Raw genomic sequence first — 13596 nt, 5'->3', positions numbered from 1 at the left:
TTGCAGATAACTTGTTAAGAACCCTGAAAAATACGAATAAACTTCTTAAAAAAAGTAATTGATGTAGAGAAGTTTATTCGTTCTAAAACAACTTGTTCAAGTATGTCTACTATTGGATATGCGGATGCCAATAATTGAGTATCAAATATAATGGTTACCTAGAAGTTAAAAGTTGGTATAAAAAATCTTGAAATTTATCCATCTAGAAGCAAGAGTAAATAATTCAACAAATTCACCAGTTGAAAATTTTTAGAGAAGAAAAATTAGAAAATATTTCTTCGGTAGGAGTTATAAAACAGGCTGATATAGATACTCTTCAAGCAACAGGTAAAGTGATGACAAGTAGCGATTAGTACAGACGGGTGCTATACGTAGTTCTTTAGTGGTTGCTTGAAATTAATGATTAAATGCGTATACATACGCAAATGGGGGGGCGAAAGACATGGATCCTACTACTAAGAAAATATGTAGAATTTATACAAAAACAAGAAAAATCACTATGGGGTGACTGACCTATCTAGCGAATTAAAACAAGTATTACCCCAAAAATAAATGTCTCAAGTAACAGAAGGAATTTTTTAATCTAATAAATAGGAAGGTAAATAATGGCTATTTTAAATTCAATCAAAAATTTTGCTAAAATAGGTGTTCTAAATACAAAAAAGGCCGTAAATAGTGTTAAGAATACTCCAAATAATATTATTAAGAGTACTTTTATTGATACAAAAAATAAGAAAAAGACACTGGCTAATCTCTACACTGGTAAAAAATTAAACCCAAAACACGTTGCGGTTGTTGGAGGAGGTTATCTTGCTTTTAATCAGGCTAAGATGGGCTATGAATATCAAATGGGACCTCTTAAACGAGCGACCATGAATGACTATCAGTATATTGGATCGCCAGAAATTATGATGTATGACGGTGTAGGACAAGAAAGAGGTTCTAAAAATTTAAACGTTGATGGAAGTATTGTATTTGATCTTCACAATAATAGGAAGGGGTAGTCTAGATGGCATTTGAAAAAATTAAAAATATATTCGGTGTAGCGACCTCACCATCAGTTAGATTTGGAAACAGAGTGGCATATAGTTTATACAATGGTGACAGTCTTGGTACATCGGTGGCTAAAGCATCTGTTAAGGGTATGTTTGCAGCTTCCAACCCTTGGTTGTATAGAGGATTGTCAGGTGCATACTATGCTCAAAAAGGTTACTGGAAGCTACTAGAATTCAATCATCAAAGTGAGCAATGGTGGAAAGCGCAGTATGCAACAAGTAACGTAGTTGGGGGTAACTTTTTAGATACGCGAGGGGCTCGAACAATGAGACAAGCAGCTGTACAGGCTATCCAAGGAAGTAAGATGAATGCAAGAAGTGCACTTGGTGGAGAAGCTAAAATATTAAGCCCTTACTAAGTTGCTACACGTCTAGAAGGTAATAGAGAAGAGGATTAGAAATATGAGTGAAATTATTAATCTTGAACGTGAAATGCTCGAAATTATTCATGATCCTGTTCAATGGGGAGAACAGAACCTAGGGGTAAGCCCAAGTTGGTATCAAGAGCAAATTATTCGACAGTCACATCATCGCGAAGGTTTACGTTGTGGTGAGCGTGCCGGCAAATGTATAGAAGAAAACCAACGAATTATAAATCCTAACACGGGAGAATATAAGTCGATAGGAGAGCTTTATCAGTCCCAATTAGATGGTATCGCTACACCATTATTAACATTGAATGAGTTCTATCAATTAAAGAATAGTAAAGCTTTTTCCATTGAAGATAACGGTGTTCAAGATACGTTCGCTGTTGTAACAAAACATGGAGCACGAGTTACCCTTACAAGAAATCATCCAGTACTAACAGTCGATGGATGGAAAGAAGTAGATGCACTCCGTATCGGAGAAAGAATTGCTACACCTAAGTTCTTAACTGTGTATGGCACAAAACAAGTAGAAAAGAATAAACTTCGAATACTTGCATATATGCTCGCTGCGGGACGTTTAAATAAGAATAGCATTAGCTTCCAAGCACGTTATGAAGGTGTTGGTGAGTCGTTGCAGAAATCTTGTAAGGCAATTGGCATTACAACGTATCATGAGCATCATAAGAAGGCAACAGTCTATCTAATGGACTTTAGAAGTTTTGAGTTTTATAGGGAAATAGAAGAAAAAAAAATCCCTTCTTTTATTTACGAGTTGGATAGGGATCACTTAGCGTTCTTCTTAGGAAGTCTGTATTCTGCAGGTGGGTGGTTTTGCGCCGGGCGTATTAGTGAAATCGGGTATGCTACTAAGTGTCGGCAATTTGCATTAGATTTAAAACACTTACTATTACGTTTTGGTATCCAAACGAATTTACTTCAGAAAGAAATGAACGGTTCTGTTTATTACCATCTTATGGTTTATCACTGTTCCTCTATTTTATTATTCCTCGAACATTTAGCTACACCAGAGCGTAATTATGAAGAAGTCCAACAAAGAGCACTGAAAATGAATCCTTCTGAACCAACACTACCTAAAGAAGTATGGAAATACATTGAAAAGGAACGAATTGTTAAAGGAATGACGAAAGCTGAAGTGGTAGGAAAGGGTAATCGTCGTTATCGTACAGAAAAAGGTATTTCTTTAAGTAATGCTCGTGAATATGCAGAGAACTTACAATTTGCAATGTTACATTATTTAATTGATTCTCATGTATTATGGGAAGAAGTAGTAGAAATCATTCCTTATGGTAAGAGACAGACTTATGATGTCTTTGTTCCAGAGACTCATAACTTAGTTGTTGAAGATATTCTTGTATTTAGTCCATGTACAAATGTTTTGCATAGATAGAAATTGAATGTAAAAATGGGAAAAAGAGTAATTGTTGCTACTACAATTTCTAACATCTTTACGATATATAACACCTTTATAATGCCCCTTCAGGAAATCATTCCTGCTGGTAACGTGATGAACGTAGGGAAACTCTAATTTTTAAAAAAAGGAAAAAAACCTAATCCGAGGCTGTATTAAGTGCGTTCCTAATATAAATAACAAGGTGAAACGACTATTCCATTGGATGTGAAATGCATCAATATGAATTGAGTCCATACGGGCGGTTGAAGCACATTGATTCAGAGTATTACAATCTTCTTCTATATCTAGGGGGATGATAGAATCACGCATCATGTAAGAGTATGAATAGTTCATGAGGAAATAATAAAATAGTAGCGTGTTTTATGAAAATAGCAGAAGTAGATTACATGAGTGATAAAAATTTTGAATTTATATTTATCATTATCAAAGAAGCATCTATCATCCTGTTTACTCCAATATGCAGAATAGGGACATTCCTCAAAATATAGACTCAAATGAAAATGTATAAAGACGTAAAAATGAATAAAAAAACGTTTAGGATCTGAGAACATACTACCTTACTAGGGTTGCTTATGAACATGAGGTACTTGCTGAATTTTAAGTATTTAATAAAAATATATTGACGGAGCAGCAAGCAGTGGTTACAACTACACTACATTACTAACTCATAATAGTCGGTTGCTATAGATATTGAATGAATAAAAATTGAGCAGTTACATAAGTTGTTGTTACTCAATCCTACTTTACGATTTTCATCATGCAAGACTAGAATTTTAGAAAACAGATATATCATTTGGGAAATTTCAACTTATTAGCCGTGTTAAAATTTCTAAAGCGGAGTTTACATCAGGTAATTCAGCTAAGGAGATTATTGAGCAAGTAAGCCCACATTTACTTGCTTAGACGAACATGTTTTAAATGGATTATTAGTGTTCGTTAATAAATACCCTAAATTAACTATAATTTTTATTAATAAATTAAACGTTATGAAAATAACGAAGGTAAAGAAAATATCTATCAATTCGTGTAAACAGCAGGAACGTTCAGTTAGTTCTAATGATTTAGAACAAGTAGAGAAAGAAACCCCCAAAAAATTAAAAAAGAGCTTGTAAAGTTTGGGGTTGAGGTATTCGTGGTTCCGATATGAACATGCCTTCCCGCGGAGGGTAGTAATAAAGGCGACAGGTATCCGCATTGGGCCTGTTGCTTTTTTTATAAGAAGGAGGACAACAATATGGATGAAGTATTAGGAAAAAAAGTTAAACTGGATACCGAATTAGAGCGTTCCATTATTGAATACAGACCACGCGTAAAGTATGAACCAAATAAACCTTTTACTGTTAATTTACCAACAGAAGAAATCATAGGGGAAGATCAAAAGGAATTTGATGAAGATGGTTCGTTTATTCCGGAAGAAAAGCCAGCTAAACAATATGATAAATTTGTAGGTACACTAGAGCTTATTAATGAACTTATTGAATATATTGAGAAAAAAATGAAAGGCTTACAAGTTCCTATTTCTATAGAAGAACTTGAGAAGGTATATGAGTCACAACCATTTTTTGAACAAGATATAGGGGACGAAGGTTTCATTGAATTTGAAACATATCAGAAAACTTTCGAAAATCCAGAAGCACCTGCAAACTCACTTATTCAAGATATTGTTCATTCGTACGCAGAAGATGTGGAGGGTAGCTTAGAGTTAGAATTTTATGAAGATCTAAAAGAGTTGCATTCCATAGTAGAGGAAGGATATTTCTTATTTAAAGAAACTATTTTAAAGAATTATCTTGATGGAAATATTCCTAAGACACCAGAAAAGAATCACGGTTTTACTGAGCAAATTGAAAAAGCAGTTAAGAAGCAAAAACAATGGTTTGATCAAGTTACAAGCCTCTATAGGAACAACGAGCGTAAATATTATGATGCCCTAAAAACACAGTACGGTTCACCTGAATTCTTCAAGATAAGTGAGGAATATACAAAAACAAAGCGCCATTATGACGTTGTGGTTCGTAAAGAAAAGACACTTAATGAGGTAAGTTCTCTTATAGATGGTCTTCTTATAGGTTCACAAGATTGTTCTGAATCTATTAAATTTGGATTAGCTATAGGTAGCGAGATTGATGGTGAAGGGGTTATGAATTTATTAGAAAATCAGGCTTCTACAAAAGAACAACTTACCGATTTGCTCAAATTAACTCAGCTATCATTGAAGTTACAACTTAATCAACAAATTGAAGATAAGAAACAATATCGAGACGTGTTAAAAAACATTAACAATCTTTCTCGTAAAAAGCGTGCGCACGATGAATTATTAATGGCATTGGAACTTCGAAATACGATGTACCTAAACATGTACGATTCATTGCAACATTTGGAATCTCCAAGCAAGGCACCTGGTGTGGAATCATTCCTAAATCAAATGGCTGGAGGATTAAGTCTTGTACAAGAACAGTATGACTCATTTCTACAAGATGTATATGCAATGTATATGTCTGAATACGAAGTAAGAAAAGAAAAAATCGATAAAACATTAAACAAGGAAAATGCAAGAGCAGGTTATTCTTTGGTATCAGAGTATCTATAAAAGAGGTTTACTTCATCCTAATCCATATAAGGATAGATGAGAAAACGCTGGCCAACTTATAGGAGGCTCTATTCCTTTTGAATATGGTGACTATTAGACAAAGAAAATAAAGTGACCTAAGAGGTGAATCCAGATTGTTCAGTTTATCTCGAGATGAATTATTTTTTTATCGTTGAAAAACATACCATTGGGATGTACTAAAAGTAAGTAGAAGGTGTTTTTGCAACAAAACTTAATAATTAGTAAAACAATTAAATGTAGAAGCAGATTGGGATAAATGCGGACAACCTTCTTATGAAAATGAAGGTATATGGAAATAACAAATGTGGGTCATACTTAAAATCTAGGAAAGTAATAAACTATCTACAAAATCTACTATACTAAGGTAGAATCTGTAAGAAGTAAGATGCGTGCTATCTGCATTTCAGAAATACAAGATTTTAAACAATACAATATTTTAATGGAGGGGTAAGAATGTATACGTACAATCAACTTATTTTCCCTTCTCATATGGAAAAGAATACTCGTTTTCTAGTATTAGCGGGCTTTTCTTTAAATGGGCCAGTAGGGACACCTTTTATTATTCGAGATAACATAGAGCCATCTTATATTCTTGGTGATTGTCGCCTGACGGAGAACGTAAGAATGGCAAAAAAATACGGAATCACCCCACTAATCCTTCGGTTAAATGGGTCTCATGGAGAATGCGTTGTTAATCATGATGAACTTAATACTCCAGTTTTCCGATTTAAAACATTTGAAGCAACAGATGAGTCAAATAACATAGCTATTCACCTATTTCCAACGTATATGATTATTAAAGGCATAAACACTAGTTATTCATACCTGTTTGCTGATTATAAAGGAGTAGATGACTTAGCTTTTGCTATCAAACAAGATCTTTATTTTGGGTCGGGAGAAGTTGATGTAGAAGTTATTAATCAAATTCCAATAAAAGGATTATGTACTTCTGAAAAATACGTTAGATTTACTGGAGCGGATGATGGCTTCCATTATGTAAGTAATCATAGCAATCCAGACTCAGAAGATAAGATTCAAATGCAATTACAGCTATTAAAAGATAGTTTTATTGCTGAAGATGGAAGTGAGGTTTTCTTTACAGGAGAATTAAGTAGTTTTCAAGTAGATACACTCCTATTTACAGATATACCTTACGAGAAAGCACCTGGGCAGCTATCCTCTATATTCGGGGAATTTGCCAAGACTAAGACAAATGAACAATCTATTTTCTGCTCAGTTGTTTTATGCTCTGATCTATTCTCTAAAAGTCGTTTTACGGTAACAGGAGAAGATACATACGAGACTCAAGTGCAATCACTTGTAGAAAAAGCTTCTATTAATACAGAAGAACATCGTCATTTAGAGCACATAGAAGTTGTAGTTGGTATACAAAACTCTGAGAACCCTAAATATTCCTCTATGCCAGTTGCAGCAAATTATGCTTGTATGCGATATAAACTGCCGAATTTCTATAATTCAGCTACAAATAAACAACTACTAAACATAAATACATTACAAAATAGAGAACTCAAAAAGGTGGAAGTTGCTAAATTAACAAGTAGTGGTTATATATGTATAGTACCATCAATTAAAAAAGGATTTGTTCCTTATTCCTCAAGAAATCTTTACCCTCAAAACAAATTTTATTCAAAACCTCATTATCTCCGGAGTATAGGTTACGATGTTAATCGAATTGCTGGATTCTTTAATCAATACATTGGGGAACCATTAAGCTTCGTATTACTTCAATCTATCATTACGCAAGTTGATGCCTTCATTGATAGTCTTGCAGAAGATCATCCAATCTACAGAGATATAAAAATGGAAGTCTTACATTATGATCAAGAAAATCTTACTCTATCTATTTCATTTGAGTTATATGGTGAGATTGAAACGGTTAGAACTTCCTTTACTTATATTTCGTCAAGTGAGGTGAGTGTTTCATGGCAGTAGAAATCAATAAGCCAACCCAAGCAAATGGTTCTATGGACTATGAAGATATGACAAAGACAATAAAGCATTTACTAGATGCTGCTTGGGGAACTCAGTGGGGAAGTTTTACCCCGGAAGAACCAACTGTGACAGTTGACAAGCCTGTAGCATATCCAGTTATCATTCATTACCTTAAGTTAATGCAACCAGGACTAATTGGTAAAAGCATCAGAGAAATTAAACCTCGTCAACGTTACCTTGCTTTTAATGAAGATCCTAAAGGAACTCTACCACCTGCAACTAAGGTTTATGGTCAGGTATTTGATGCAGAAGTTGTTTTTGAGATTTGGGAAGAAACCAATGCGCGAGTAGACAAGCTCACAAAGGAGTTTCGTCAAACGCTTGCAACATTCACGGGATTCCTTAAAGAGAAGGGGCTTAAAGAACTTCAATTCGTAAAGATGGAAACAGACTTATCAAAAGCAAGTATAAGTAATGCTAGTAAGGTTCGTAGACTTGTTTATTTTGCTAAATTTGAAGAATTAACAGAAGTTTCTGTAGATATCCTTCGTGTGATAGATGTCGTAGAACAGAAACTTCAGGAAACCACAAAAACGTTAAGAAACAAAAAAATCAAACTGGATGAATAGCGCTTGTCGCTTTTCAAATATAACAAAATAAAGAGGAGGCAAACCTATGCTTTATGAAAATCTTCCTGGCATTAATGTAACACTAAAAGATGGTGGCTTAATTGTCCCAGAACGAGGCGGATCAGAATCGATCCTAATCATTGCTCCATCTCTTGCGAAAGATGCTCCTGAAGAACCAGTATTAATTCGTAGTTCAACTGAACTTGTACAAGCTGGATTCGGTGACTTCTATGTTGCAGGAGAAGTTAACCCAATTGCTGCAGAATGGAAAGCTGCTACTGATGCAGGAGCTAGAATGGTTTACTTAGTAGCCCTTAAAGAAATCAGCTTAGAGCGTGCTGCTGAACTTGAGAAATATGCAATTGATGCCTATGTGGCTGCAGGAAACCAACTAGTAGAAGCCCAAGCTAAATTCAAAGACGTTTTAGTTGGCTCTACAGAAGCTGTTCGTATGCGCCGAAAATTCATCTATTTCTACGACATGCTAATGAGTGACCTACTTGATTTCACTGTGGATCACGTAGTTCTTAAAGGGGTTACACTTGAGGACGAAGCTACTAACTTAGTTGGTGAGTTTTTCCCTGAAGTTCCAAACTCTGAAGATTTCCCTTATATTAGTGGAATGGTTACTTCTTCTTATGTAATGGAGTCTCACGCTATTAATTACCCAGTAGAAATCAAAACTGGTACAAGCGATACGCTAGTAGTAAAGGTTGATGGCAAAGATGTAACGTTTACGCTTCCTGCTAAAACTTACAATGGTAGTTCATTAACAATAGCTGACTTGGTAAAAGACTTGAAGGCTGTTATCGATGAAGATGCAACTGGTATTAAAGTTAATGTGAGAGAAGACAGTGGTAAAATTGTCCTTTACTTCGATGCTCCTGCTTCTATCCAAGCGGGTACAACAGCGGCTGGTCTTCAATTAGATAAGCAAGTAGCAACATGGAAGAAAACAAGCTTTGGTGTAATTCACCGTGGCTCATTCGCTCAAACAGTTGCTGATTATTGTTCAATGAAAACTTTAATGAAATCAGCTGCGATTGGATACATTGGAGTTAAATCTCCAGTAGATACAAAGGTTTCTACAATCCGAAAATATGTGGAAGAATTATCTAAGATTGATACAGAAATCTCACCTTATCTTCAAGTAGTGGGATCTGAAGTGGGAGTAATCATGCCAACAACAAACTCAATCCACTATGTAAATGGTGCGACTCACTACGCTGCACTACTTTCAACTCTTCGAAAAGAAAGTGCACCTACAAATAAACCTATCAAAGGTGTTAAAGCTATCCGTTTTGATTACTCTCTTCGCCAACTTTCTAAACTAACTAGTAAGAAAATCGTTACATTCCGTTTAAAAGATTCAAATCAGTTAGTTGTTACAGACGGAATCACAACTGCGCCATCTATTGTAATGGCTGGAAAAGTACGTGAAAGTGACTTTGCTCGTTTATCTACTCTTCGTATTACCCAGCTTGCTATCCAAGTTGTTCGTGAAGCAGTAGAACCATTTATTGGTGAAGCAAATGAAATGCCACAATACAACGCAATGAACACTGCTATCAAGTCTGCATTAGAGAAAATACGCGAAGCAGGCGCTATTCAAGGATACAAATTCTCAATTGAAAACCTTGGAGTATACTTAGATGAGGTAACTGTAACTTTAGAAATTATCCCGGCATTTGAATTACGTCGTGTACAAGTTCAAGTTAACTTAACTCCTCCTGAGTATATGCTACAAGGACTTAGCCAGTAAGAACTATTAATGAGAAGAGGGGATCAAATGCCCCTCTCTTATATAAAAGAATAACAGGAGGTTATTAACCTATGAGTACAACAGCTTCTCGCTATAGTAAAACTTTCACTACTTACGGTGGCTCTGACATCGTATGTACATTTAATGGACAAGTAGTTGGCCAATTACAAGCTATTACTTACTCAGTTACTCGTGAAAAAGGACCTGTGTATGTAATGGGTGATCCAAACCCAAAATCTTTCTCTCGTGGTTGAGATGTAGCCACCTTTCTATGGTGACATAGAATGACAAACTCCGTGAACTGCTGGAAACCCCTAAAGTTTTTGTTACTACAACGTAACTAGAAATGGTAAGCGTGAATGTTAAAAAAACAAAAGATATTTATATTCATGTTATGAATTGAAAAATTTATGGCGTAGAAAATAATGGGCAATCAGCAGCCAAGCTCCTGTTCCGAAAGGATGGAGAAGGTTCAACGACTAGAGTGTACTACCTGAAATGGTAATGAGACTTATTAGTGCGGAGCAAGTTGAACGTCCATGTAAGATGACAATGCTTTAATGGGCGAATTCACATCAAAATATAATTACAAAAATAACCTTATTAAAAACATCAATTCACCAGAATACTGGTATATTGCAGAAATGCAAGCCTCAGATGTAAGAGATATCCTTTGTCCGGATAACCGATTGAAACAGAACTCCCAAGCAAAAAATTAAAATTTTTACAACACCATGATGGCTTAGTGTTTTAAAAAATGTTTTTAAAAAGGAAAAAAGAAAAGTATTTAGAAGTGTGTTATCAACTTGAAGATATAGTCTAGTCCGTCTGTAAAACAGAGTTAAAATATCTCGAAAGAGACGGTGTAAACGAAACGTGGTATTGCAGGAAGTTTAGTATTTACTATCTTCGACCGTGATGCACTATTTAATCTTAAGCAACAAGCTGCTGTTCACCGTCATGGCTTAAATCAAACGGATGCACTTGCTAGTAGCTCTACTCAGGTATTAGATGCTGATGCAAATGCTGCAGCTTTAACTCAGCGTAATGACTTAGTTCAGGGATGGCAGACAAAGCGTAAAGCCAACTTCATCGACGAAATCCCTCCATTTGATATCACAATCAACTTCCTTAACGAATATGGACAAGCTAGTAAAATGGAAATCTACGGTGTAGAGATTCTTAACGAAGGAATGGGCTTAAGTGTAGATGACAACACTACAGAAAAAGCTTGTACTTTCATTGCTCGTAATATTGTTGAAATGCGTCCACAAGATGATTGGGAAGTAGAATAATAAAAACTTAAAGAGGTGCTTCGGCATCTCTTTTTGTATTTGGTAGCAAAAATATTATCGAGTGGTTATGTTCTATTTATAGAAAAATAGAAAGGCAGGTGTCTTCATGAGTAGTAGATATCAGAAGACTTATACGAGTTTTGCTGGTACAGATATTGTTGCTGTTGTAACCCCTGAAGGTGGTAAATCTGTAGTGCTAGGTCAATTGCAAACAATCTCTTATTCTGTTTATAGACCGACAGCTCCAGTATTTGCTTTAGGACAAATTGCAGCTAAAGGTGTTGTCCGTGGTGCAAGAACAGTAGCAGGAAGCTTAATCTTTACGGTGTTTGACCGCCATGTATTATACGAAATTATGAAAGATCATAATGTGAATGGGAACAGTTGTCCTATCAATAAAAGTGACGAGCTACCACCATTTGATATAACAATTAACTTTATGAATGAATATGGGCAATCTTCTAAATTGGTGATATATGGAGTTAACCTTATTTCAGAAGGTCAAACAATGTCAGTTGAAGACATGATTACAGAAAATACAATGGAATTCATTGCTCTAGATATCGAAACAATGAAACCAGATGTTTTTGATGAAGGGTGGTAAGAGATATGAGTAATGGGGCTTATACACCGGCAGGTAAATCTAAAAGAGGTTATGCAAATTATTACTCAGGAACAGATATCCGAATTTACTTTGGAGATAACTGGATAGATGAAATTGTAGAAATAGAATGGACAATGCAGGAACAATTAGCACCAATCTTCGGATATGCTTCTTATACCTGGGATAAGGTAGCTAGAGGGAACAGGTTGGTTCAAGGTTCTTTTTCTATTAACTTCAAAGAAGCTGGTTATTTACAAACGGTACTTAATAGTTTAAGTTCTGAAATGACAGAGGAAAATGAGTGGTTTAGCCTAGCAGAATTTAATGGTGAAAATGGTCAAAGTGCCCATAAAAATACAAAGGTTGAAGACCTTATAGGTAATTTTCAAGCATTAGCAGATGATTATGAAAATGCACTATGGGGAACAAACTCTAACTCTTCAAAGTTAATAGATAGCCGTAGAACTGATACATTCTTTTATAGCACAAATGAAAATGAAAAAAATAGGAATTTGAAAGAACATGGTTTTAATATCTTACTAACTTATGGAAATAATCCTTGTGCTGTTAGAGGGACTGGAAGCTACAAGACCGTTCAAACAATAGTTGGAGTGCAATTAACAGGTGTTTCTCAAAGAGTAGATCCGTCTGGGAACCCTATTTCTGAAGTATATACTTTTATAGCAAAAGATATCTCGGGGAATGTGCAAAAAGCGTACTAATTTTAATTATGGGATTTATATGACTAAATGATTTTAACTTTTAAATTTTTATATTAACGAGAGAAAGAGGAGGAAGTATAATGACAAAACATATTAAAAAAGAAGAAGCTTTAATGGAGGGTACTCAAGAAGAAACTTCGGTTGTTAAAGTAGGAGACAAATTCGATGAAGATGACGTTTCAAAAGCAGAACAAGAAATCTTCCCAGGTGGCCCGACTTATAACGAACTTGAAAAATGGAAGTCTATGTATGCAGGAGAAGTATACTTAACTGAGTTTGATGAGGAAAACATTTTTGTATGGCGACCAATTAAGCGTAAAGAATACAAAGATATTGCTAAAATTCCAAATGCAGATAATTTCTATAAAGAAGAGCGTATCTGCGAAAAAGCAGTTCTTTTCCCTGCTAACTATGGTTTCATGCAAATGACAAATGGTAAAGCTGGTATCCCGACACTATTACACGAATTGGTACTAGAGAAGTCAGGGTTCGCAGCAAAAACAGGCGCAATGCGCTTAAGCTAAGAGCGGAGGAGGCGTATTATCGCCTCCTATTTTTATTGTAGGGAGGAAAAAACATGCTAATCGATCCTAATTTATTAGATGACAAGGTAAAAGAATTACCTATTGAATTTGAAACATATGAAGAAGAGGTAGGTTTCAAGGAGCAATTACGTATTTGGCATGAGAAATATGGGCATATCTTTATGCAAGAAATAAACGATGTCATATTTTTCTTCCGTGCATTAAGCAAAGAAGAATTGAAAATTGCACAGGAAGTATACAATGATGACTTTGAAAGAACTGAGTATATATGTAAAACTTGCGTTATAGAGCCAATTATTGAAGATTACTCGTTAGATATTTTTGCAGGTGTTCCAGAAATTCTCTGTCTTTCTATCTTAGAGGAGTCAGGTTACACAAAAGCTCAAAAAGTTAAAATTATGATAGCTAGATGGGAAAAACATATGGAAGAAGTAGAAAATCAACTTCCATTAGTAATAAAAGAAGCATTCCAAGATATCCCATTAAGCGAAATTGAATCATGGACAATGGCTAAAACAGCAGAGTATTATGTAAAAGCTAAATGGTTATTAGAAAATATACGAGGATTAAAATTATTGGGTGAAGAAGAAACTCAACAACAGTAGCCGTAAGGTGGTGAA

General features: G+C 35.1%; 13 protein-coding genes. All 13 read left to right on the top strand.

Features of this window, described 5'->3' with window-relative positions:
- Positions 1-605 precede the first annotated feature (605 nt).
- Complete coding sequence (locus HMPREF2590_RS20015; protein ID WP_050822039.1) at positions 606-1004, top strand: hypothetical protein; 399 nt, start codon at positions 606-608, stop codon at positions 1002-1004.
- Between the two features lie 5 nt (positions 1005-1009).
- Positions 1010-1414 (top strand): hypothetical protein, encoded by a 405-nt coding sequence (locus HMPREF2590_RS20010; protein ID WP_050822038.1) that lies wholly within the window; start codon positions 1010-1012, stop codon positions 1412-1414.
- Positions 1415-1457: 43 nt separating this feature from the next.
- The gene (locus HMPREF2590_RS20005; RefSeq protein WP_050822037.1) at positions 1458-2831 is read left to right on the top strand and encodes an LAGLIDADG family homing endonuclease; all 1374 of its coding nucleotides are present in this window, start codon (positions 1458-1460) and stop codon (positions 2829-2831) included.
- Between the two features lie 1258 nt (positions 2832-4089).
- The gene (locus HMPREF2590_RS20000; RefSeq protein ID WP_000344682.1) at positions 4090-5445 is read left to right on the top strand and encodes a hypothetical protein; all 1356 of its coding nucleotides are present in this window, start codon (positions 4090-4092) and stop codon (positions 5443-5445) included.
- A gap of 474 nt (positions 5446-5919) precedes the next feature.
- Complete coding sequence (locus tag HMPREF2590_RS19995) at positions 5920-7419, top strand: hypothetical protein (RefSeq protein WP_000288992.1); 1500 nt, start codon at positions 5920-5922, stop codon at positions 7417-7419.
- On the top strand, positions 7410-8048 hold the full coding sequence (locus tag HMPREF2590_RS19990; protein ID WP_000257579.1) for a hypothetical protein: 639 nt from the start codon (positions 7410-7412) through the stop codon (positions 8046-8048). The genes HMPREF2590_RS19995 and HMPREF2590_RS19990 overlap by 10 nt, the downstream gene beginning before the upstream one ends.
- 46 nt (positions 8049-8094) lie before the next feature.
- The gene (locus HMPREF2590_RS19985) at positions 8095-9810 is read left to right on the top strand and encodes a hypothetical protein (protein WP_000965155.1); all 1716 of its coding nucleotides are present in this window, start codon (positions 8095-8097) and stop codon (positions 9808-9810) included.
- 71 nt (positions 9811-9881) lie between these two features.
- Positions 9882-10064 carry a hypothetical protein gene (locus HMPREF2590_RS19980; RefSeq protein ID WP_000108095.1) on the top strand — a complete coding sequence of 61 codons (183 nt, stop codon included), beginning with the start codon at positions 9882-9884 and terminating at the stop codon, positions 10062-10064.
- A gap of 903 nt (positions 10065-10967) precedes the next feature.
- Positions 10968-11105 carry a hypothetical protein gene (locus HMPREF2590_RS30455; RefSeq protein WP_000409223.1) on the top strand — a complete coding sequence of 46 codons (138 nt, stop codon included), beginning with the start codon at positions 10968-10970 and terminating at the stop codon, positions 11103-11105.
- Between the two features lie 106 nt (positions 11106-11211).
- On the top strand, positions 11212-11709 hold the full coding sequence (locus HMPREF2590_RS19975) for a hypothetical protein (RefSeq protein ID WP_000098836.1): 498 nt from the start codon (positions 11212-11214) through the stop codon (positions 11707-11709).
- Positions 11710-11714: 5 nt separating this feature from the next.
- Positions 11715-12431, top strand: coding sequence for a hypothetical protein (locus HMPREF2590_RS19970; RefSeq protein WP_000064652.1), 717 nt, complete (start codon positions 11715-11717; stop codon positions 12429-12431).
- Between the two features lie 80 nt (positions 12432-12511).
- The gene (locus tag HMPREF2590_RS19965; protein ID WP_000160472.1) at positions 12512-12955 is read left to right on the top strand and encodes a hypothetical protein; all 444 of its coding nucleotides are present in this window, start codon (positions 12512-12514) and stop codon (positions 12953-12955) included.
- Positions 12956-13008: 53 nt separating this feature from the next.
- Positions 13009-13581, top strand: a complete 573-nt coding sequence (locus HMPREF2590_RS19960; RefSeq protein WP_000904181.1) for a hypothetical protein — start codon at positions 13009-13011, stop codon at positions 13579-13581.
- Positions 13582-13596: the final 15 nt, after the last annotated feature.

This window comes from Bacillus sp. HMSC036E02, from assembly GCF_001836235.1.
GTDB lineage: Bacteria > Bacillota > Bacilli > Bacillales > Bacillaceae_G > Bacillus_A > Bacillus_A cereus.
The sequence above is the reverse complement of the archived record's forward strand: the minus strand, read 5'-3'. Positions and strand labels throughout refer to the sequence as shown.

Bases quoted from the DNA above. Each gene is read 5' to 3' on its own strand.
- HMPREF2590_RS20015 (WP_050822039.1), top strand. From the start codon at position 606: ATGGCTATTTTAAATTCAATCAAAAATTTTGCTAAAATAGGTGTTCTA.
- HMPREF2590_RS20010 (WP_050822038.1), top strand. From the start codon at position 1,010: ATGGCATTTGAAAAAATTAAAAATATATTCGGTGTAGCGACCTCACCA.
- HMPREF2590_RS20005 (WP_050822037.1), top strand. From the start codon at position 1,458: ATGAGTGAAATTATTAATCTTGAACGTGAAATGCTCGAAATTATTCAT.
- HMPREF2590_RS20000 (WP_000344682.1), top strand. From the start codon at position 4,090: ATGGATGAAGTATTAGGAAAAAAAGTTAAACTGGATACCGAATTAGAG.
- HMPREF2590_RS19995 (WP_000288992.1), top strand. From the start codon at position 5,920: ATGTATACGTACAATCAACTTATTTTCCCTTCTCATATGGAAAAGAAT.
- HMPREF2590_RS19990 (WP_000257579.1), top strand. From the start codon at position 7,410: ATGGCAGTAGAAATCAATAAGCCAACCCAAGCAAATGGTTCTATGGAC.
- HMPREF2590_RS19985 (WP_000965155.1), top strand. From the start codon at position 8,095: ATGCTTTATGAAAATCTTCCTGGCATTAATGTAACACTAAAAGATGGT.
- HMPREF2590_RS19980 (WP_000108095.1), top strand. From the start codon at position 9,882: ATGAGTACAACAGCTTCTCGCTATAGTAAAACTTTCACTACTTACGGT.
- HMPREF2590_RS30455 (WP_000409223.1), top strand. From the start codon at position 10,968: ATGGAAATCTACGGTGTAGAGATTCTTAACGAAGGAATGGGCTTAAGT.
- HMPREF2590_RS19975 (WP_000098836.1), top strand. From the start codon at position 11,212: ATGAGTAGTAGATATCAGAAGACTTATACGAGTTTTGCTGGTACAGAT.
- HMPREF2590_RS19970 (WP_000064652.1), top strand. From the start codon at position 11,715: ATGAGTAATGGGGCTTATACACCGGCAGGTAAATCTAAAAGAGGTTAT.
- HMPREF2590_RS19965 (WP_000160472.1), top strand. From the start codon at position 12,512: ATGACAAAACATATTAAAAAAGAAGAAGCTTTAATGGAGGGTACTCAA.
- HMPREF2590_RS19960 (WP_000904181.1), top strand. From the start codon at position 13,009: ATGCTAATCGATCCTAATTTATTAGATGACAAGGTAAAAGAATTACCT.